The following is a 20,351-nucleotide window of genomic DNA, read 5'->3' as shown; positions in this document are numbered from 1 at the left end:
AGCCGCTGCGGGGACGAACTGGCCCGCACAGCGCTTTACGAAGCAGCTCATACGCTGCTCGTGCGCAGCAAGAAATGGTCGAGCCTGCGCGCGTGGGGCATGAACGTCGCCAAGCGGCGCGGTATGGCGCGAGCCCGTGTCGCGGTTGCCCGAAAGCTCGCCGTCATCCTCCATCGCATGTGGAGCGACGCGACCGAGTTCCGCTACAGCAAGGAACCCGGTCTCGTATCGGCATGAAACGGACAACGGACAAATGAAGAAAGAGTTTCGCCCACAAGGGTGATCCTGGATCGTTCCCGTGGGGACGATGGGCAAGGCGATCTCGTTAGCAGGCACGATCCTGGGGCAAACTTTCCAAGGTCGTTCAACAGATTGAGACGCCTCGCTCTCCTGACCCCATCATGCGGCGGCCCTGCGCCGACCGCGAAGAGAAGCGAGTGACCCGCGGGGCGACACGGTCCGAAAAAACGAAACAGGAGCTTGACCTCAACAACCCCAATCAGAGAAGCCTGCTAGAGACCCAGGGCTGCGAATCCAGGTTAACGGCGAAGGATCTGATCGCCAGAAACTGGACCGTTCAGAATTGGAGTTTTCCGCTGTAGTTTCCCGGCTGGGAGAGGAGCGGAAGCGATGAAAGCATCGAAGTTTTCGGACGCGCAGAAGCCGTTCATTCTGAAGCAGGGAGCGGATGGCAACCCGGTGGCGGAGATCTGCCGGCGTGCCGGGATCAGCCAGGCGACCTACTTCAACTGGAAAAAGAAATATCACGGGCTGCTGCCGACGGAGATGAAGCGACTGAAGCAGCTGGAGGACGAGAATGGCAAGCTCAGGAAGCTGGTCGCCGACCTGTCGCTGGACAAGGAGATGCTGCAGGACGTAATCCGCCAAAAGCTGTGAGGCCTGGTCGCAAACGCGAGCTGGTGGCGGAGACCTGTTGTGACTGGAACGTGTCGATCCGGCGTGCATGCCGGGTTCTGGAGTTCGACACCTCGACATATCACTACAAGTCCCGCCGCCGCGATCAGGCCGGCATCGAAGCTCGGATCAAAGACATCTGTGCGACGCGGGTTCGGTATGGCTACCGGCGCGTGCATGTGATGCTGACGCGCGAGGGCTGGGATATGAACATGAAGCGGACCTATCGCATTTACAGGGATTTAGGGCATCAGCTGAGGAACAAGACACCGAAAAGGCGCGTCAAGGCGAAGCTGCGAGACGACCGCCAACCAGCCGTCGAGCCCAACGACGTGTGGGCGATAGACTTCGTTCACGACCAGCTTGCGACGGGCAAGAAGATCCGCGTCCTGACGGTCGTCGATACGTTCTCGCGCTACGTACCGGTGCTCGAGCCGCGCTTCAGCTATCGTGCCGAGGATGTGGTCAGGACGCTGGAACAAGTGTGCCCCCGGATCGGCTATCCGAAGACGATCCGGGTCGATCAGGGCTCGGAGTTCGTCTCCCGCGACCTCGATCTGTGGGCCTACACCAGGGGCGTCACGCTCGACTTCTCGCGACCGGGAAAGCCAACCGACAACGCTTACATCGAAGCCTTCAACGGCCGCTTCAGGGCCGAGTGCCTGAACGCCCGTCGGGTTGCCAAGACGGCCATGACGCCGGTCTTGCCGGTACCCGTCGGCATGTGGATGAGACAGCCTTTTGGGCTGCCGGATGCGAAATAGGCTTCGCCTGCCGTTATGGCGTCGAGTTGGTGCGGCCAGACATCAAGTTGGGATAGGTCACGTTTGTCGATATCCATTTGCCCTCGACGCAGATCACAAATCTCTTGCCCTGCAGGAAGTGCCCAGACACGGCCATTCTCCAATGCCGTAAGCCCCTTACGGCAGGGTCAGCTCATACCAAATGTCACGATTCTTTTTTACCTGCTGCTGCGGGACAAATGCGTCGCTGCGGACAAACGGATAGTTGCGCGACTTGAGGAGGGCCAAAACCGGTTCGTGAGGGATGGGCCAGTTTCCGCGTGTGGTCACAGAGATCATGGCATAGACTTTGCCCTGCTGGTGGTTTTCGGCACCTAGGATTTCGCGCATCAATGTCGCTGGAGACCCGTTGTGACTCGCATGGTGAGAGATCTTGATAAAGCTGGCCTTCTTAAGCAGCTCGACAGCATTGTCGTCTTCGAAAAGCTTCTCCCAGGGCCCCCATTGGGCATCGCCCGGGAATAGCAGGTAGTGCTGCCCTACCTTGAACATTAGGATCAGGCTCGTGTTGTTGATGTCCGCATCAAGTTCAGCGGCCGCCAGCTCGTAGAGGTCGACCATCGATGCTGCCTGCTGCAACTGGGCCTCATCAACAATGCGGTTTGGGTATTCTTCTACCCAATCGGATCCAAAAGGATGAAATTTCTGCGCGACACGTCCTCCTGGCTGCACCCCGTGAAGGTAGCCTGAAAGAAGGGTCTGCTCCGTCGGTGGATGGGGGTTTCTGAGTGCATTCGGATCGCGAGGCGGACCCATAACGAAGACATCGATGCCGGGTAGTAGTGGCGCTTCAACTTCCTCGACGATCCCTCGCCCCTTCGGCAGATAGCTCGGCTCTTTCACGAAACCTGTGCGCACGAACTCGAGATTGTCAGCTCCGTCCAGAGCGTTTCCCGCGATTTCTGTGACCGTGTCTCCCAGGGCAAATAGACTCGCTACAGCTCGAATACCTTGGGCTGCAGCGTCCTGCTCCTTGCGGAGTCGACGCGCGTCCTGGTCGGTCGGCGATTCGACCCAAGGCATCCAAACCTCGCCAACCTGGACCTTGGACCATGCTTCTGCGTCAAAGCCAGACAAGTGATCCTTGTGCCTATGTGAAAGAATCAGCACGTCTACGCGCGGAACGTCATCTTGATCGGTGATATCGGCAATCACCTGCTTGGCAATCTTCGCGATTCGGTGCCTATTTTGCTTGATGGTACCGCAGTCGATGAGTACTTTTCGGACTCCGTTGTCGGTGGGCAGAAACAGCAGGAAGCAATCACCGAAGCCCACATTGTACATTCGGATGCGAATGGGGTCGCTCATCGTCACCGGCTCCCATGCAAGGCGCGAAACTGGGAGCGCAACTTCATACGGTTTCGCAGATAGTTATTGTCTGCGACAGCCATTCTTGGGTCGCGCGCATCCATGTCGGCAACATAAGCCAGCATTTCGTGCCGACGTTGTTCAGCCGCCGCATTCAGATCATGCGACAACTCGGGCGATGGCATTGGCTTGCTCGCAATGTAGCGAACTTCCCCGTCGCTGCCGAAGATAACCGTTGCCCCGCCTCTGAAGTTCAGCCCGCCGGTGAGATGGGGTTCATCCGCCTTTTTTGTTTGGACGAATTGCGCGACGTATTCGATGACAAGCCGCTGGTCGGCCCCAAACCTCTGAATACTGTGGAAGCCTCTTACACTGATCGGAAGCGGCTCGGGTGCCAAGCCGAAAGCAGAATGATTCTTGAGTGCGTATTGATGGAGGGCAGCGTAGAGTCGGGACTGGAAGTCGGTGTTTGGCGCTGCCTCTTCCTCGTCAGTCGACGATTCAATGACGCTGGTCTCATATTGCCGAATGCGTTCCGAGGAGCCGGCCTGCGTCGACCGGGACCTGCTTTGTCGGACCGATCGCGCTTGGTCCAACGTTCGTCCGGAAATGGTTTGAAGCTCTCTGGCGAGTTGCAGAAGGTTTGGAGGAAGCGGCGGGGCTGCCGACACTTCGAGTTGGCTTGGCCACAACAAGCATTCTTCGGCAAGTGACTGCACGCCCACTGGATAGATGCCGCGCTCCCGAAAAGCCTCGATGATCTCGAAGCGAACTTCATCGGGATCGGCGGAATTGAGTTCGAAGTCGGACGTAACGATCGCCCGCAGGAAATCGCCGAAGGTTACGTCAACCGGCGGCATGTAGTCGAACGCACGGAAGCAAATCCGCAAGAAGCGATCCGATAGGTGCGAGGCCTCCGCCGTCAAACGATCGACCAAATCCGGGTGCAGTCGCCCGGCTGGAAGTATGCCGCTGCCGCCACTGGCAATCCTGACGAGGTCAGCGGTCCGGTTTTCGAAGGCCTTTACATATCCGGCGAAGACCGCACTCAGCAAGATTGCCCCCCGGGCATGGGGCTCGAATGTCTGGGCGAGCTTGGCAGGGTGGGGCCTGTCGTCGATCGCCGATCGCAGGCCTTTTCCCGTCCCCATCGCCTGACCGAACTGCTGTGCCAACTCCATCAGCATGGTCGACTCCTGCAACTTCCCCTCGGAGGCCTGAATGTGGTTGGCGAGGAGGTCACGATAGGAGAAGCGCTGGAATAGCGCGACGACATCTGAGAAGGCTTCGTGAAACGCCAGCACATCGCGGTTCGTGGCCTCTAGGAAATAGGGTCGCAGCCGATGCACGATGGCGTGGGTGACCTCGTGAGCGATGATGTCGTGCGAGAGGCAGGTGAAGATCGTTTGGCTGGGAAGGTTCTGCCCCGGCGACTGAGCATCAGCGCGGAAATAGCCAAAAAGGATGGCGTTGAGCGTTGGGTCGAAGAACGCGTTGCGGCCGAAGAAGGCGTGGGGGAACAGCCGGAGTAGCGGGCGGGTCTCGCTGCGATGGAATGTGATCGGACGGCCGAGTGCCCTTCGGGCGCTGTCGATCACCTTCGTCGTAACGGCATAGACCATTTGTTGGTGAAATCTGGGGTCTGACTCACTCGGCGGCAGACCTCCCTCCATCAGCAGCGCAGGGTCATTTAGGTTCACGCTGGCATAGTACTGATTATTCCACCCGTCATAGTCATGGACCTCAATGATCGAACCACGTGGCCCCGGCATCAGATCGGGCTCGTTGTCGACCTCGATCGCAATCCTATACGGAGCTCGGCGCCCACTCATTGGATCTGTAGCGTAAATGCGAAGTCGCCGCCTCTCAGCATCGCGATTGGCGTAGTCGCTCTCGTACTGCTTCATCGCTTACCTCGACCCCTCTTCTGGATGACAGTTCAGCGGCAGGTCACTGCAACTTGCATATGGAGCGCTCGTTCAGTGAATTCCCCCTGACCGTGCGTGGCGACGCCTCGCGCGTACCACGGCAAAGTTGGTCCTGCGGCTGCTGCAAACTCCATACATTCCGACGTATCCGCGCCATGTCAAAACCTTGCCTTTGCTTCGGCTGTGAGCTAGCTCAGCTTATCCTCCGACCGCTCGGGAGCCTTTGCTGCCAACCACTTATGAATATCGCGCAGAATTTCTGTGCCGGTGACCATCGAACCGTCGCTCAGTTTGATTGAGTACCCGGGTTGCGTCACCTTTCTTGCAAAAGCCGGCATCTGGGGCTTGCACCTGCTTCGAAATCTATCCAAGCCGCTTTTACCTCGATCGAGCCTGGAGGAAACTTTCCTTTTAGAAAAGCCTTGGCATAGCGCTGGAGCCCGTTGACGCTCCACAGGCAATTCTTTTTTATGAATTCATACGTGGCTCGATTCATGCGAGTCTCGCCGAATGCACCGTGTCCCTCGAAGACCCCGTCTCCCGGGGAGAATTGGGGATGCTTCCTGTCAATGATTGCTAGGTCGTGGAACGAAACATCCGCCGTGCTTGAGGCGAATGCCTCCATGTTTCCCAGTACAGTTATCGCGTCCACTGCCGCCGCTGGCACAGAGCCGGGTTTTTCGTCTTTCAACGAATTGTCGTTCCAATCGGGCGGCTCTACGCATCCTTCAAGAACACTTCTCCAGGAACATCATTTTTGCCTGCGTTGCGCCAACTTTCCCAACAGCAGTGCTGCCGGGCAGGTCAATGGGCTTCGTGCAGTCGGCCTGTCCTCTTGCAATTGCTCGGTCAAGGGCCGGGTGGTTAAGCATGAGGAAGAGATGCCAGGCATGCTTACTCGGAAAATCCACGGCGTCCGAACGCAACGGAGACGATTGGCAATAATTGTGCGCCGGCGCAGCAACCGCCGCGCCCTGAAGCAGTGCCGACGATAGCAAAAGAGGCGCCGCTAGATGAATGACTTTCAGCATTCCGTCCTCCCAAGAAGATGTCGACGTTCGTTCCAATCGGCGACGGTTTGCCCGCCTGCCTCGGGCAGTCACTGGATCCCAACAGCGTCGAACGCAGCCTCAATTGCGGATACGCGGCGCGCCAATTGGTCAGCAGGTAGATTCCTGAACAATGTGCGTGCTGCGCTAAGCACGCTTCTTCGACTGTCGGTAAATTGTGATGTACGTGAGAGCTGTTGGGTAACGGCGATGTAGAAAATACCGGCCACCTGGTTCACGTCGAAAACGAAGCCGGCATTGTCTGCAGCAGTCATTATCAAATGCGCAGCCTTGTTGTGTATTCCACTGTTTGTGTGAACACCGCCCCAATCGCCTCTTTGCGTATTCGGCAATACTCTAAAGTCATTCATATGCGCCGGCTGACCAAGAGAAGCTGGATCTGACATGTCGCGGAATGCTCCTCCTCCGTTGGCAAAACCTTGACCGAGCTTCCAGTCCCATTGACGCCGGTCCGGCTGGCCTCGGTTGGCAATGAGAATGCCGAATATGTCGGAATATGATTCGTTCAGCGCCCCTGACTGCCCTGCGTATTCGAGACGCGAGGTGTTATCCGTTACGCCATGAAACATCTCATGGCCCACAATGTCCAAAGCAGCGGCCAACGTCAGGAGTTGTCCCCCGCTCATAACCTGGCCATAAACCATTTGTTGGCCGTTCCAATAAGCGTTGAACCATTGCCTTCCGTCACGGCTCTCGCTCGAAACCACGCAATTCACGCTTGCGTTCATAGGGCCGCCTTGATTGTCGATGTTGTTTCGCATCAAGACCGTGCGAAGAAAGTCCGCTACTGCCTCGGCGTTTGCATGGGCACTCACCGCACCAGGGGGCCAAACCGGCGACACCTCCTGACCAGGCAGAGCTGCTTCATGCAAGGTTGGATCGTCAAACCGGAAATCAAAGGTCTCGATGTTATTCGCCGTGTCTTTGAGCACGCTTCGATTGCCGATTGTTTCGACCCGGATGCTGCGCTGAATTTGTCGGGCATCGATCGCATTCTGGACCTCGGACGCCATACTGGGCGTGCGCGGAAGCTCAGCAATCACCCGGCCCGTCTTCGCATCTACGACGTAGTCGAAGTAACGCGGGGCGATCCGTCCCGTCTTCTTAGGACCTCGCTCCGATAGGGTGACAGGTACGTCTTCAAAGATGAATGCGAGGTGCCACTTGGCCCGCGAAGCGACGTAGTAGTAATTAAGTCGCGGAGCAATGCCTGTAAGGTCTTTCTTGAAGGGCGGCTTATTCACGACCGCCTTAGCCGCTTCCGCAGGTGAAATTTTCGCTAGTGCCTGCACACCTGTTGGCTCGCCCAACGAAGAGTTAATGCTGACCAATCGGTTGCTTTTATCGAGTTCGACTGTGACCAGCGACCCGTAAACCGGGATATCATGGAAGGCTTGGCGGAACTTTACCGTTCGCGTGCCGGTGAGGGGCACGGTATCGGTCCCGATCGTTTTGAATTGGCTTTCCGCGTCCTCCGTTGTCGGGGCAACAAAGTTGGGCGTCAGTTTGCTTTCTAGCGCCTGGTTCAGATAGCGCCTCGCTGCTGTTTCAGGGTCAACAGATTCTGTAGCCGCAGCCGGGAAGGCAAACGTTGGATGAGCTGCTTGCTCCTTTGCTAGCGCGGTGAATGTAGCGTGGGATTGCTCGTCCTGCGCGTGGATGGAGAATGACTTCAGACCGTTTCCACTACGGTCGTCACCTGCGGGCGCCATGGATAACTCTTTCGATTCACCAACTCTGTTTTAGATACCGATAGACCGTTCGCTCGCAGCCCTATTGGGTGTTATCGCATTTCTTCTCGGGGTCGGGCTTCCATTCCGCAGCCTTGAGCAAGGTGCCCTGCTGGCAGGGATCGGCGTCACCGCTCACAGTGCCCGTCACGGTGCCGTACGTGCCAGGAGTTGGCTTCGGGCTAGCATGCGTAATGTTGTAAAGCTTGTCCTTATCTTTCAGCACGACACAGCCGCTTTCAACGCCCTTCTCTGCGCATCCTGAGACATTCACCTTCTGGGCTTGAGAACCGGATGTAAGCGCAGCCCACGCCGTGGTTGTGATGATAGCTAGAGCAAGTTTTTTCATCTCATCCTCCTAAGGTCAGTTTTTCTAGGCACATGCGCGCCGTTTGCTTTTCAAGTGCCGGTATCCCTTCGATAAACGGTAGTTGCGTTCCGCGCCGGACCAATAGCGAATGATTGATACCAAGGATCTTGCGGACGCTGGCAAGCGCGGCCTCGTTCACCTCTATGTAGGCGACGATGTACCATTCGCCATTTTCTTCCCTGGCCATGCCCAAGGGCTCGGTTCGCCACTTGAGTGCGCCATGATGGGGCATGAAGTAGGTTTCCTGGACGCCGCCGACGGCGCTGAGGCCCTCGTCGAGCGCGTACTCCATCACCGCGCAACATAGCTGGGTCAGCGTGCCCCTCAGTCCAGTCGAGCGTTTCTCAGGGACGACGAAGGTGCGCGTCCACTCGGCCCAATCGGGACGTCGGGGAACACCCGACCTTTCACACATGTGAGGAAAGACCTCCGAGACCATGTGCGGCTCGCTCGTTGGGATCAATCGAGCCGAGGTCACCACACGACCATCCTCGAGACCCAGCAGGTACGTCGCCGCGTCCGTGTCGAACTGGTCCAGTTCGCGACCGTCTGGGCTTGGAGGGCGCCAGCGTTTCTGGTGCACGAAGAAGTCGTGCCGGCGGCGCAAAAACTCGTCAAACTCGTTTTCGTAGAGGTGCTTATTCAGCGCATTGACGACATGAACCGTAATCATTTGCGCGATCCCCTATCCTTCTTCAGAAGGATAGTTGCAGCCGCGCTAAATTACGTCACCTGTCCGATCGGACAGTTGACAGGATTAGCCGCCTGCGAACCGTCTCAACGACCGCTTGCGTGGTCGTGCCGACGCCTGCTGACGCTGGCGTGACCGAGGAAGAACTGAAAAACCTGACGTGGAACCCCTGAAGACGGTGGCACGTTCGGACAGGTCGTCGCGAAGCTCACGGTGGATGCCAACGGCAAACGCGGCAACGATCCGACCTTCGACAAATCGAACGTCAAGACCTACGGGTTTCTCTCGACCGGGGACGGATTCGGTCAAGATACCTGGAGCGCCTTCGCCGCGTCCGCAGGCTTCAAATATATTGATCAGCCGTTCGGAAAGCACTTCCAGTACGATAGTCCGGCACTCGCCAAGACGCTCACCTACCTGCGCGATCTGGCGCTCGTCAAAGGCGTCGGCGTCAGCAAGGCGCAGGCTGGAGGTCTCAACCCGTCCGGACTGTTCGTGTCGGGCAAAGTAGCCATGGCTCCACAAGGGTCGTGGATGATCGCCTCGCTGAAAGGCACCGCGCCCGGACCGTTCGGCCTCGCGCCAATGCCGGCCGGTCCGGAGGGTCGGCGTTCGATGATGAACGGTCTCGCGGATTCCATCTCCGCTACGTCCGAACATCAGGCCGAGGCCTGGAAATGGGTCAAGTATCTTGGCAGCGCCGCCTGCCAGGATGTCGTCGGCCAATCGGGTGTAGTGTTCCCGGCGTTGCCGTCAGGAACCGAGGCGGCGATCAAGGCTCACCAGGCCAGCGGCCTCGACCTGTACCGATGTTGCCAAGCCGGAGACTACCTTCGCGTACCCGCTCAGCGACTACGGCAACCAGATATTCACAATCTTCCAGACCGCCGTAGACAAGATCAATTTGGGCGAGGGCGATCCGGCTGAAGTGCTGAAGCAAGCCAACGATGAGGCGAACGCGCTTCTCCAGTAAACGGCGCCTCTCTCCCTGAGCGCCGCGGGATGGGCGACAGTCGCCCATCCCATTCTAGCAGTTCGAGACGGACGGGTTTTCCGATCGGACAAATCAAAGTGAAAGACGGAATATGAGACAGCCCAAGATTACCTTCATTGGCGCTGGTTCGTCGGTGTTCATGAAAAACATTGCTGCGGACGTCCTTCAGAAAGAGGCGACCAGCGGCGCAAGGATCGCGCTGATGGACATCGATCCGAATCGGCTTGAGGAAAGGGACCAGGTCGGTCAGCGCAGCGAAGGCGAAAGCCGTAAGGGGGCCCAGCAAAGCCAAAATTACACCGCCAAGCGCCGGTCCTATGCTTCGAACCACGTTGTACCCCACCGACATCAGCGTCACTGCAGCGGGTATGTCGCGCTTTTCCAGGATGTCGCCGACCGAGGCGTGCCAGGCTGGATCATTCAAGGCAAAGCCGCATCCCGCCAAGAAACTCAGTCCCAAGATCAGCCATGGACTGACAAAGCCCAGTCCAACAGAGAGAGCCAGCGCCGTGGATGCCAGTGCGATCAGGCAATGTCCGGCAAGCATCACGCCGCGGCGGCTGAAGCTGTCTGCAATCGCTCCAGCAAGGATCGACAAGAAGAAGGCGAGCAGTGTCGATGCAGCCTGCACGAGCGCAACCATCAGATCGGAGGCTGAAATCGTTGCCATAAGCCAGCTTATAGCCACGCTCTGCACCAGCCAGCCAAGGCTGGATATCTGCGTGGCTGTCCAGATCGAACGAAAGACCGGATTCTGAAGAGGGATCAGTGTGTTTGCCGCAAAGGGCGGGGAATCTTGACGCCGCATGACTTCTCACCTCCACCACGTAGTTCTTTCGCTCACTCACTTGCTGACAGCGGTGCGCTTACGCACAGCTGCGTCACAACCAAGTTCCGATATCGCGCTCGCAACAAAGTAGATGTCGCATCCACGGTGCTGATGCGCGATGAGTGTGCCAGTTGGGCGTCAGCTGGTCTGGGTCGCGCAGCCCGATGGGGTGCGGTCTGCCCTGCGACTCTTGGCCTTGGACGGTGCTACCGCCCCGATGGCCGGGTTGTCAAACTGCCACGGTGCTAGCAGCGCCCATCCCATCCTGACAGGCATGAGCGTACGACGCAGCGCATCGCTGGTATCGGAGGCGGGTGCAAGATCAAGGGTGGCATCGTCTTGACAAGTACGAGCTGGTGGACGCCTTCGCCCGACCTATCACATCGGCGATTTATGGGGCCGCCGTTCAACTCGTTGGTCTATGCACAAAAAACATAATACGCTTCAAAAGACGTTTCGTGTCGGCGCAGGCGCCGAGGAGGGCGCGGAAGCCTTCACCATCGTCATCCCGCCACCGAACGTCACTGGCTCGCTGCACATGGGCCATGCGCTCAACAACACGCTGCAGGACATTCTGGTGCGCTTCGAGCGCATGCGCGGCAAGAACGTGCTGTGGCAGCCCGGCATGGATCACGCCGGCATCGCCACGCAGATGGTGGTCGAGCGCCAGCTTATGGAGAAGCAGATCCACCGCCGTGACCTGACGCGCGACGAGTTCATTGAGAAAGTCTGGGAGTGGAAAGCCGAATCCGGCGGCGCGATCTTCAACCAGTTGAAGCGGCTGGGGCCTCGGCCGACTGGAGCCGACAACGTTTCACCATGGACGAGGGCCTGTCCAGGGCGGTGCTCGAAGTGTTCGTCACGCTCTACAAGGAAAGGCCTGATCTACAAGGACAAGCGCTTGTCAACTGGGACCCGAAGCTCTTGACCGCGAGTCCGACCTTGAGGTCGAACAGCAGGAGGTCAACGGCAATCTCTGGCATTTCCGCTACCCCGTCGAGGGCGAGGTTTTGGATCCGGAAAATCTTAAAACCTTCATCACCGTGGCGACGACCCGCCCGGAGACGATGCTGGGCGATATGGCGGTCGGCGGTGCATCCCGACGAGCGTTTCCGGCATCTTGTCGGCAAGAACCTCATCCTCTGCCGATCGTCGGCCGCAGGATCGCGGTGGTGGCGGACGAGTATTCTGATCCGGAGAAAGGCAGCCGCGCGGTCAAGATCACGCCGGCGCACGACTTCGACGAATTTGAGGTCGGCAGGCGCCATAAGTTGCCGGCGATCAATATTCTCACCATAGAGGCGGCGGTCACCCTCACGGACAATGACGACTTTCTCGCCGGGCTGGAGGTGACGCCGTAGCGCCATGCGGTCCGGGACGAGCTCGACGGTCTGACGCTTACATCTCGCCGAACTGGTATCCAAGCAAGCATGAATTCCATAACCAGGTGCCGACGTGGAACTATCTCGTCGTCCACGCCCACGGACGCATCACTGTCCGGGATGATGAGCGCTATGTGTGCGCCGTAACGTGGCGAAGCTCACTCACATGCATGAAGCCTCGCAGCCTGCCCCGTGGAAGATGGGCGACGCGCCGAAGGACTTCATTGACACGATGGTGAAGGCGATCGTCGCCCTAGAAATCGAGATCACCACCCTGGTTGGTAAATCAAAACTCAGCCAGAACAAAGAGGTGCGCGACATTCAGAACGCTGGTGAAATGCTGAATGCCCGAGGCGTCAATGGGATGGGAGAAGCGATGCTCGCGGCTGCGGCGGCCAAATCCCAATAGCAACTATCTTGTCCCGACAAGCCGCTGGTGCTGGATTTCCAACGGGTGACCTTGAGAGACAAATGCTTCGGCTCGCCGGAAACGCGACCAGCATCTGACCACCCGCTATGCGGCAGATGGACAAGAACTCAGGCCGCCATCGCCAGCTACATCCGCAATGCCGCCGGATCGATGGAAGCTGCTTACCCCGCCAGCCTCTGCGGTCATGCCGCCTGCGTCGTTAATACCTTGAACAGCAGCCTGGCGGTTAAACCGCCTTGCGTGTTCGGTATGGCGGCACAGCGGTTTGGAGATCGGAGCCGACTGGCAGCGAACGCCACGCCCCACGGTAGCGATGCCTCGCAGCCAGGTTGGATGACCAAGCAGCGGCATGTGCGGCAGGCTTGCACCCGCTTCAGATGCGAGACGGGTCAAGACAATCATCCTGCACAACGCCACGCGGCGGTGAGCCGGTTTCGAAAAGGGCCGGCCCCGGCCGTTCATACAAGTGGAGTTGGGGGCGCGGGGCCGGATCAAGCCTATCGCGTTGGACCCGCCGGGACCGCGCGTACATCATCCCGGCAACGCCAGGCGCTCGCCTGGCGTCATGCGGGCTTCGGCTTGGCGCGCCGAATGTCTGGACCGGCATCGCGGAGCAATGGCGCACCAGTCTACGACATGGTGCGTAGTCGCCATGCTGCCCCTGGCCAGATCGTAGATGACCTCGGCTTGTTCGCCATGGCGAGCCGAAGCACGTTGACGGCCGTGCCGGGTGATGCGCCGTCCCAGACTATCATCCCAAAATCGGCGCGCGCCATCTCCCGGTCTTTGGCGGCGTAGATCCAGTATCCTCTAGCGCCTTCAGGAGACGGGACCCGGTAGGCAGCCCAGTCGCCCAGATCATTGCGGGGTTCCTTGGCCGCATGGAAGACCCCGACATGTTTGTAGCCGTAGCCCGCGAGCAGGCCCTGCGCCTCGGCATCGGCTCCAGACGCGTCGCCAATCAGCACGCCGTGCACGGCAACAACGATTGGGCGGATCCGAGCGATGGCAGGTTCCGGCAGCTCTAATATCTCGCGTGAACCCCCTATGAATATCATCGACATCATGACTTTCCCTTCTCTCCAGGGCTCCCTCGCTCTGACCGCCGTCTCCCTCTGGCCCTGCGTGAGGGGTCACCCGAACGCCGAGACGGCGAAGCCGGCTCGGGGAGCGGCGGGACGCCGCAACTAGAGCCCGGTCGGCGGCAGGCCGGCGCGCAGACCTGCCGCTTCCGGAGGCGCTACGCGCGCGGAGCTAGTGGCCTTTGTCGGCCAGCCAGAGGCTCACGTCCTGGATCGAGCGCATGAGCACCGACGGATTGTCCCGCGCGGGAATGAAGCCCCAGCTCTGCCAGTAGCGCTCTGCCTCGGCGTCGATCGCCCGCACCACCACCGCGCGGCCGCCGACGATGTCGGCGCCGGCGACGCAGCGATACAGCGCGTCCTTGACCAAGCCGCTACCGACGCCTTGTCCGGCATAGCGGTGGTCGACGGCGAGTTGTCCGATCAGCAGGCAGGGGATCGGATCGGGCGGGCGTCCGGTGCGGATGGCGCGCGGTGCGCTATTTGGCTGGATCACGCCCGGCGCGAGGCCGTAATACCCGACGACTGTTCCCTCGTCGTGAACGACCAGGACGCGGGTAAACCCGCGGGCCTGGTTCGTTCGCGCGAAGCCGGCCAGCCAAGCATTGAGCGCCGGCTTGCCGCAATCGAAGCTGTCGAGGCGGTGTGCGTGGTCGAGGAGTTCGATGCCTGAAAGCGCCACCTAGCTGTCCCAGGGCGGGGACCGACGCAGCCGCTCGGCCGCCTTCGCCGGGGGCGCAGCGGCCGGGGCTGAGATCGCCTGCATGAAGGCGTCATAGGCTTCCGGGGACACGCGGATGACGGTTTCGTTGAGGATGGCCGCCTGCGCCTCGTGCAGCGCGGCGCGCCGCATGAACTCCGTGCGCGACAGGCCGAGCAGCTCCGCGCCGCGGTCGATGATGGTGAGATCATCGTCGCGAAACCGCATCGAGACGGGTGCTTCCTTCCTGGTGGGTGTGGTGGCCATGGCGCGCTCCTGTGCTGCGAACGTATATACGTTAGTGTAACGCGGAACGCAATACTACGTTCCCTGGCGACGTTTCGTGGCGGATGGTCTCAGGATTTCTCGCCGCATCGGTTCTTCTCGGCTTCTCGCCCCAGTCGCCATTGCCGCAATCCAGAGCAAGGTGGCTTTGGTCAGCTCCGGCGGATCAATTACGGCTTTAGGAAGTGCATTTGTTTTTGGCGGCCGGATGAGCGGGTCCAGAAGCGAAGTCGCTGCCATGACTGTCGCCGGACGAGCCCCGGCTATCCCGAACCTGATGAACATCTGACGCGATGGCGACTTTCGGGCCGTCACGCCACAAAGGAGGAACGGCTATGAAGGCTGGGCGGCGGCACTTTCATTCTCAGGCGCCGCTCTATGCCACCTGTCGGCCAATGTGACATCGCCACTGCGGTCCTTCGAACAAGTCGATTCGATTCTGAATTTCGGCCTTTAGATGATTGTAGCGATTGAATCAGCGACAAGGGCTGGGCAATCGCGGTTGTGGTGACCGCGAGCCACTAAGCTTGTGCCGTACCCTTACAATGATTCATCAAGGCGTTTACCTCGGCAATCACGAGATCCGGCGTGATGTCGAACTTGCATCGGACTTTGACCGGACAATGCCGCACTTGGTCCAGACCACATCCGCGACATTCAATAACACTCATAAGCATGCTGACCAAGGGACCTCGAAACCCCCAAATCTCCGGTAGATGTGACGCCGTGAAAATGCCGATAGTAGGGCGGCCAAGCTGGGCAGCGACATGGCCGGTGCCTGAATTGTTCGAAACGACGAGCGCGGCCGAATTCACGAGACAATTGAATTCCAATTCTGACAAGTCGACAGCCGTCCGAATGTTCGCGGCTCCACGTTCCCTAGCTATCTTCGCAACCTCCTCAAGCGCTTCCAGGCATTCGCCACGGCCAACGAGGACCACCTCACCACGGGTCGAAAGAGCAGCGACAACTTTGCCAAAACTTTCAATCGGCCAATCTCGCAGGCTGGAATTGGAGAACGGAGCCACGACAATCGGGGCATTGCCTGTAGTCGAATTCTGTGGGTGACCCGCTCCGCTTTCGAAATAGGCAGCTGCCTTTGCGACCAGAAAGAGGAGGATTTCTGACACATGCTGGAGACGCACCTGCTTACGGTCAATGAACCAATCAAGCCATCTACGGGGGATTTTGTTAGCAAGCCCTATTTTTTGGACCAGCTTGTAGAAAATGGTTCTGCGCAGTTTCAGATTGAATGGCGCTATCGCAATATCGATCTGATGCATGCTGTACGGATCAACTATCGCCGCACGGTGCCTGGCGGGAACTTCAAGCAAGATCGGCCTTGTTTCTTCCGGAACACGCATATCAATGGCAAGATCAAACTCGCCGGTCAGCAGCGGCCTTATGTCCGCGGCTTCTTTGCGCGTTTTGACTTTTGGGTTGCGAGGAAAAAAGTCAAAAGCAACGTGATCGTCGGCGAGGTCGAACTGTTTTGCAGTAGCGATGTTCCAGCTTCCCACCACCAGCGTAATGTGGGCATGCGCAAAACGCTGACGAAGGTCCTTTAGAGGCCCTAGAGACATCCAAAAGTCGCCGACATGATCAAGCTTGAGGACCAAAATTCTCATCCTTGCGCTTGACTGTTCCGGCTCTTCCCAGCTGCGGTATATAATTTGATTGCCGTCGTGCTTTGTAAAATATGCCATTGCCATTCCGAAGATTATACGGTCAACACTGATAGCCCGGTGACGCGTGTGTAGGTTGGAGTGCTCCCCACTTTGTCCGCGTCTCCGCAAGAATTCTGCCATCAGATCCAAGCCGCGCTCCAGCAGGAGCTGTTGGGCGAAGTCTGCATCTCTAGCGATGGTAGCGCGCCAAGAAAGCCAGCTATGTCCCGACCCGCAATGTGAAGGGCTTCGTCACGGTCTCGCATGCAGTGAGTTCGGCAACGCCGAGTAGACGGTGATCGCCAAGCCGCCGTCCCCAGATCTCGGAGCATAACGGCAGTGGCCTCGCTCTTTGGTCGATGCTGATCCTGAATGCGACCGTCGCCGCCGGCGACGACACCGCCGGCCGCATTGACCGTCTCGGGCACGCCCTGTCGCTGTGGTCCCGCATCACGGTCGCTAGCAAGGACCCGCCGCAGCCGCTTTTTTCTGCGCGTCCGGTCGTCCAAGGTGAAGTGGACGAATCAACCCTGTGATGAAGTCGATTGCCTGCCAGCGGTGAGGTGGCAGGCGGCATCGATGAACACCATTATTCGCCGAGCTTGGATAGCGGCACCTCTATCACGCTGAGAGCCTGTTATGCTGGTCCAGCGTTTGATCGCAGTCTTGATCCATGCGAGCAGCTTGTGAGGGATGCAATCGAACGAGGCGCTGCTCCCACAGCCGTAGCAGGCCCTCCATCAGAGCTTCACGCTTAGCCTGATCCGGCGCAATTGTATTGAGGAGATCTCCCAACACGGCTTCGCCCTCAATCCGCATCAGCAGATTAAACAAGTCGTGTGAAATTCGTACACTGTCACTGCTGAAGTGGGTCGTGCTGATCTCGCAGTGAGTCTCCCGACGATCTGGCGCTTTGTAAGCGCGGGTTTGATGGAGGGACACATAGGGCGGCAACGAAACCGCAAGCGCAGTCCAATCCTGCAGCGTTGCAGCCCGCTTTTTTACCAGGAAGGGCCCGACCACAAGTCCATCCAGCTCTGTCGTCAGAAAGGTGGCAATCGCGTCTGCAACCGAATCCACGATCGGTTCGGCATTGTTGTTAAAGGACGTATTGAGCAGAATTGGAGTGCCTGTGCGCTTCTTGAACGCATTGATGACCTCCCAGTACGCGGGATTGGCGTTGCGCGATACTGTTTGCAGGCGAGCGGTACCGTCGACGTGCGTGATGGCACCGAGCAAGGCGCGCTTTGAGTCACGCACGCGAACGACGAAATTCATGAATGGAAATTCGTGCCTACCGTCCGGGAGGTCGAAAAATTCGCTCGCATCCTCCTCCAGCACAGATGGCGCGAAGGGCCGATAGCCTTCGCGCTTCTTGACCATCGCATTGATCCGGTCCTTGTTTGCGGCGGGCCGAGGGTCGGCAAGAATGCTGCGGTTGCCCAGCGCACGTGGCCCAAACTCCGAACGACCCTGCACCCAGCCGATCACGGCGCCGTTGGCGATCCAGTCGGCTGCACTGCTTGCCACGTCATCAGAGCGTTCAACCTCGAGATGTCCGGCCCATGCATTCAGTTCCTGTTGCACGGCGCGCTCGCTCCCGAGATCAGGACCCCAATAGACCCCCTGCAGTCGCTCACACGGCGCGGGGCGGCCCATCTCGTTAGAGACTATCAGCGCAGCTCCCAATGCGCAGCCAGCGTCGTGAGACGCGGGTTGCACGAAAATGTCTTCGAAAAGCCCTGAATACAGCAGCTTACCGTTCATCGTGCAGTTGTGGGCCACCCCCCCCGCCAGGCACAACCGCTTCATGCCGGTGGCCTCACGGTGATGCCGGAGAATGTGGAACACGATCCGCTCAAGCGCTTCCTGCAGTGACGCACTCACATCTCGATGCTGCTGGGTGAAGGGCATTCCCTTTCGCCTGACCTCGATATTGCGGAGCAACGCCGGACCGATGCGGTCGAGGTGAACACGGTAGCCACCGCCGTTGGCGGAGAGCTCGTAGAACTGCTCGAAGAGCTCGCGACAGGGAGCGGGGTCGCCGTAGGGCGCGAGTCCCATTACCTTATACTCGTCGAACAAGCCGTAGCCGAGATAGCGGATCGTCTCGAGATAAAACAGCCCAAGAGAATTGTTCTCGGGGAAAGCCTCGAGTTGCGTAATTTCTGTGCCAGACCCTACCGCCAAGAGGCCCGATAGGAAATCACCAGAGCCATCAATGGCTAGAATGAGACTTTGTTCGAAGCCCGACATTGCAAAGGCGCTCACGGCGTGCGCCTGATGATGACTTACGAATGAAATACGCGAACTGTCCAACTTAGTGCCGAACTCACGCGTTAACAGATCCTGCACCAACGTTTTAGCATCCAACGGAATGGAGAGAATGTCCGGGTGGGATGCGGACATACCTTCAAGCATGGCGTTGGCATAGGGCTCGCTGGCGTAGAGCGCGACACGATCAATGTCGTTGAGCTGAACCCCCGCCGCTGACAGACAGTATTGAATCGAACGAATTGGGAGCTTGTTGGAGTGTTTCATCCGATTGAGGCGTTCCTCTTCGACGGCTGCTATCACCCGTCCGTCTCGGACGAGCACCGCGGCGCCATCGTGCATAAAGGCGTTCCGAAGCTCGAATCGGTTTTCATGGACTTGGTCAAGTCCGCCGCTAATTCCTAGACACAGCATTTCTTTCTCCACATAGTGACGGGCAAGCCAAATTGGCCTGCCTCAGACCGTTTCCAACTAAATAGGCCGCGTTGTCGCTTGCAGCTGCAACCGCCTGTCAGGCATCACCGGCATCAAAGAACGCCTCATAAGGGTCCGCCTGAATCAACATGAGATGCTTCGATCGTGGCGCCTGCCATTCCATGACGCCGAGAGCTTGGCTGGATCATCGAATCTTGAGCGGCTGCTGACTTGCATGCCGGCGATGCCGTTTTCATCTGCAGCACGAACTTGTGACGCGGGCTGCCTATATCCTTGCGAAGGGGCGGCTGTTGACGAATAATGCCGCGCCGTGAACTGGCCCGATTTCATTCCCCGAAAGACCGTCGCACAGGCGACTGACATGTGCTGCACTGTCCGCCTGCTTCCCGGTCGCACATCCGATAACGCCTTCGCTTGTGCAGGAGGCCGCATCGCGTCATTCGTCGGCCAAACATGGCACCGACTGGAAGCCCGGCAATACCGCGTAGATGTAAAGTGCGCTGATGTTGTATGGTAGCGCTGCCGGCCGGGTCTCCAATCCGCTGCCCAAACGAGCGGACTGCCTGCGGCAAAAAGCCCGCCACAAGCAGAATCGCGCTGGGCAGCTGGCTCGCCTGCAAGACTTCGCAGCTCAGGAACATTGGGGACGACTAGCGTCGAACCGCCGACATGATCGGCCAGTTGCAACTCACTTCTCGGCACGACCTCCACTGCACGTCAGGGCGCATGGAAGATTTTCTCCTTTGGATGGGTGACCGGTGCGGACGTGCTTTTGTCCATGCAAGATTTCCGAAGAGTTATGAAATCGTTTGTTTCGATCAAAGTCATCCACGCTATGAATAGCTGCCGGACATGCGCTTCAAAGGGGCTTCAGGCTTCCCGGAGGACTACTCCGATTCGAAGCGCGTGGCATTCCATGCGCTCTATGACAACATTTTTCAGCAAAGGGTATGAGAGCAAACCCACACTTCTTTTTCAGAAGTCGCTTCGAAGCAGCCGAGGCCTTGATGGGCTTCTTCACCAAGTTCGGCGATGGTGCCGCAGACATTCTTCCTCTTTCCGGGCTGAACAAGCGCAGAGTTCGCGCCTTGGCAGTGTATCTGGGCGCTCCGTCTGATCTTGTTGAAAAGATCCCGACCGCCGACCTGGAGAACCTCGTCCCGGTCTCACATACGATGAGATTGACGACTTCCTCGAAGGCCAAGAGATCAACGAAGCGGCGCACAGGCGTATACTTCATGCGCATTCCAGCACAGCCCATAAGCGAGCGCTTCCCGTCACAACGATTGCCATGACGGGTTCGATATTTAGGCATCGGCAATAGCGTCTCAACATACACGATCGATGGGCTTGCCGCAGTTAGGCAGCTAGCGGCCTGAATTACCGCTGGAGCGAAGCGCTGCTCTTTCAGCCCGCATGCGGTCATGAGGTTGACAGTGTCGGCACGTATCGCCGAGG

Annotated in this window: 17 protein-coding genes and 6 pseudogenes; 9 read left to right on the top strand and 14 right to left on the bottom strand. The window is 58.5% G+C overall.

Features of this window, described 5'->3' with window-relative positions; translation table 11 throughout:
* Positions 1 to 237, top strand: a pseudogene (locus NKH28_RS27460) (IS110 family transposase); the annotation flags it as partial.
* A gap of 393 nt (positions 238 to 630) precedes the next feature.
* A pseudogene (locus tag NKH28_RS27455) lies at positions 631 to 1,583 on the top strand (IS3 family transposase); the annotation flags it as partial.
* Here NKH28_RS27455 and NKH28_RS27450 read toward each other — a convergent pair.
* The 8 genes from NKH28_RS27450 to NKH28_RS27415 form a co-directional block, all read right to left on the bottom strand.
* Positions 1,538 to 1,756 carry a DEAD/DEAH box helicase family protein gene (locus NKH28_RS27450; RefSeq protein ID WP_352671334.1) on the bottom strand — a complete coding sequence of 73 codons (219 nt, stop codon included), beginning with the start codon at positions 1,754 to 1,756 and terminating at the stop codon, positions 1,538 to 1,540. The pseudogene NKH28_RS27455 and the gene NKH28_RS27450 overlap by 46 nt on opposite strands.
* Before the next feature lie 79 nt (positions 1,757 to 1,835).
* Positions 1,836 to 3,026 (bottom strand): ComEC/Rec2 family competence protein, encoded by a 1,191-nt coding sequence (locus tag NKH28_RS27445; RefSeq protein WP_352671331.1) that lies wholly within the window; start codon positions 3,024 to 3,026, stop codon positions 1,836 to 1,838.
* Between the two features lie 2 nt (positions 3,027 to 3,028).
* A complete protein-coding gene (locus NKH28_RS27440; protein ID WP_352671327.1) occupies positions 3,029 to 4,933 on the bottom strand; it encodes a gluzincin family metallopeptidase in 1,905 nt (634 codons plus the stop codon).
* Between the two features lie 334 nt (positions 4,934 to 5,267).
* A complete protein-coding gene (locus NKH28_RS27435) occupies positions 5,268 to 5,645 on the bottom strand; it encodes a hypothetical protein (RefSeq protein ID WP_352671324.1) in 378 nt (125 codons plus the stop codon).
* 37 nt (positions 5,646 to 5,682) lie between these two features.
* Positions 5,683 to 5,985, bottom strand: coding sequence for a hypothetical protein (locus NKH28_RS27430; RefSeq protein ID WP_352671321.1), 303 nt, complete (start codon positions 5,983 to 5,985; stop codon positions 5,683 to 5,685).
* A 68-nt stretch (positions 5,986 to 6,053) separates the two neighbouring features.
* Positions 6,054 to 7,736 carry a M4 family metallopeptidase gene (locus NKH28_RS27425; protein ID WP_352980864.1) on the bottom strand — a complete coding sequence of 561 codons (1,683 nt, stop codon included), beginning with the start codon at positions 7,734 to 7,736 and terminating at the stop codon, positions 6,054 to 6,056.
* 61 nt (positions 7,737 to 7,797) lie between these two features.
* Positions 7,798 to 8,103 carry a hypothetical protein gene (locus tag NKH28_RS27420; RefSeq protein ID WP_352671316.1) on the bottom strand — a complete coding sequence of 102 codons (306 nt, stop codon included), beginning with the start codon at positions 8,101 to 8,103 and terminating at the stop codon, positions 7,798 to 7,800.
* A gap of 1 nt (position 8,104) precedes the next feature.
* Positions 8,105 to 8,797: an acyl-homoserine-lactone synthase gene (locus NKH28_RS27415; RefSeq protein WP_352980863.1), complete on the bottom strand. Its 693-nt coding sequence runs from the start codon at positions 8,795 to 8,797 to the stop codon at positions 8,105 to 8,107.
* Positions 8,798 to 9,028: 231 nt separating this feature from the next.
* Between NKH28_RS27415 and NKH28_RS27410 the strand changes: the two genes are divergently transcribed.
* Positions 9,029 to 9,742 (top strand): extracellular solute-binding protein, encoded by a 714-nt coding sequence (locus tag NKH28_RS27410; RefSeq protein ID WP_502906670.1) that lies wholly within the window; start codon positions 9,029 to 9,031, stop codon positions 9,740 to 9,742.
* Between the two features lie 158 nt (positions 9,743 to 9,900).
* A pseudogene (locus NKH28_RS27405) lies at positions 9,901 to 10,041 on the top strand (family 4 glycosyl hydrolase); the annotation flags it as partial.
* Here NKH28_RS27405 and NKH28_RS27400 read toward each other — a convergent pair.
* Positions 10,042 to 10,617: pseudogene (locus tag NKH28_RS27400) on the bottom strand (MFS transporter); the annotation flags it as partial. It abuts the pseudogene before it with no gap.
* A gap of 442 nt (positions 10,618 to 11,059) precedes the next feature.
* Between NKH28_RS27400 and NKH28_RS27395 the strand changes: the two are divergent.
* The 3 genes and pseudogenes from NKH28_RS27395 to NKH28_RS27385 form a co-directional block, all read left to right on the top strand.
* Positions 11,060 to 11,993, top strand: a pseudogene (locus tag NKH28_RS27395) (class I tRNA ligase family protein); the annotation flags it as partial.
* Positions 11,994 to 12,085: 92 nt separating this feature from the next.
* Positions 12,086 to 12,259, top strand: coding sequence for an FMN-binding negative transcriptional regulator (locus NKH28_RS27390; RefSeq protein ID WP_352468507.1), 174 nt, complete (start codon positions 12,086 to 12,088; stop codon positions 12,257 to 12,259).
* Positions 12,187 to 12,429 carry an FMN-binding negative transcriptional regulator gene (locus NKH28_RS27385; RefSeq protein WP_352567081.1) on the top strand — a complete coding sequence of 81 codons (243 nt, stop codon included), beginning with the start codon at positions 12,187 to 12,189 and terminating at the stop codon, positions 12,427 to 12,429. The genes NKH28_RS27390 and NKH28_RS27385 overlap by 73 nt, the downstream gene beginning before the upstream one ends.
* 650 nt (positions 12,430 to 13,079) lie before the next feature.
* Here NKH28_RS27385 and NKH28_RS27380 read toward each other — a convergent pair.
* From NKH28_RS27380 to NKH28_RS27365, 4 genes are all read right to left on the bottom strand, one after another.
* Positions 13,080 to 13,517 (bottom strand): hypothetical protein, encoded by a 438-nt coding sequence (locus NKH28_RS27380; RefSeq protein WP_352980862.1) that lies wholly within the window; start codon positions 13,515 to 13,517, stop codon positions 13,080 to 13,082.
* A 187-nt stretch (positions 13,518 to 13,704) separates the two neighbouring features.
* Positions 13,705 to 14,214, bottom strand: a complete 510-nt coding sequence (locus tag NKH28_RS27375; protein ID WP_352453588.1) for a GNAT family N-acetyltransferase — start codon at positions 14,212 to 14,214, stop codon at positions 13,705 to 13,707.
* Positions 14,215 to 14,499 carry a type II toxin-antitoxin system TacA family antitoxin gene (locus NKH28_RS27370; RefSeq protein WP_352517874.1) on the bottom strand — a complete coding sequence of 95 codons (285 nt, stop codon included), beginning with the start codon at positions 14,497 to 14,499 and terminating at the stop codon, positions 14,215 to 14,217.
* A gap of 539 nt (positions 14,500 to 15,038) precedes the next feature.
* Positions 15,039 to 16,223 (bottom strand): glycosyltransferase family 9 protein, encoded by a 1,185-nt coding sequence (locus NKH28_RS27365; RefSeq protein ID WP_352453586.1) that lies wholly within the window; start codon positions 16,221 to 16,223, stop codon positions 15,039 to 15,041.
* A gap of 320 nt (positions 16,224 to 16,543) precedes the next feature.
* Here NKH28_RS27365 and NKH28_RS27360 point away from each other — a divergent pair, with 320 nt between their 5' ends.
* Positions 16,544 to 16,720 carry a hypothetical protein gene (locus NKH28_RS27360; RefSeq protein ID WP_352457364.1) on the top strand — a complete coding sequence of 59 codons (177 nt, stop codon included), beginning with the start codon at positions 16,544 to 16,546 and terminating at the stop codon, positions 16,718 to 16,720.
* Positions 16,721 to 16,805: 85 nt separating this feature from the next.
* On the opposite strand, the gene NKH28_RS27355 is transcribed toward NKH28_RS27360, so the two are convergent.
* Positions 16,806 to 18,872 carry a carbamoyltransferase family protein gene (locus NKH28_RS27355; RefSeq protein ID WP_352980865.1) on the bottom strand — a complete coding sequence of 689 codons (2,067 nt, stop codon included), beginning with the start codon at positions 18,870 to 18,872 and terminating at the stop codon, positions 16,806 to 16,808.
* Positions 18,873 to 19,885: 1,013 nt separating this feature from the next.
* Here NKH28_RS27355 and nadE point away from each other — a divergent pair.
* Positions 19,886 to 20,217: pseudogene (nadE, locus tag NKH28_RS27350) on the top strand (NAD(+) synthase); the annotation flags it as partial.
* Between the last annotated feature and the right edge of the window lie 134 nt (positions 20,218 to 20,351).

The sequence above is a fragment of the Mesorhizobium sp. M1227 genome (assembly GCF_040318315.1).
Lineage (GTDB): Bacteria > Pseudomonadota > Alphaproteobacteria > Rhizobiales > Rhizobiaceae > Mesorhizobium.
Note: the sequence above shows the minus strand (reverse complement) of the source record. Positions and strands in the feature narration are given on the sequence as shown.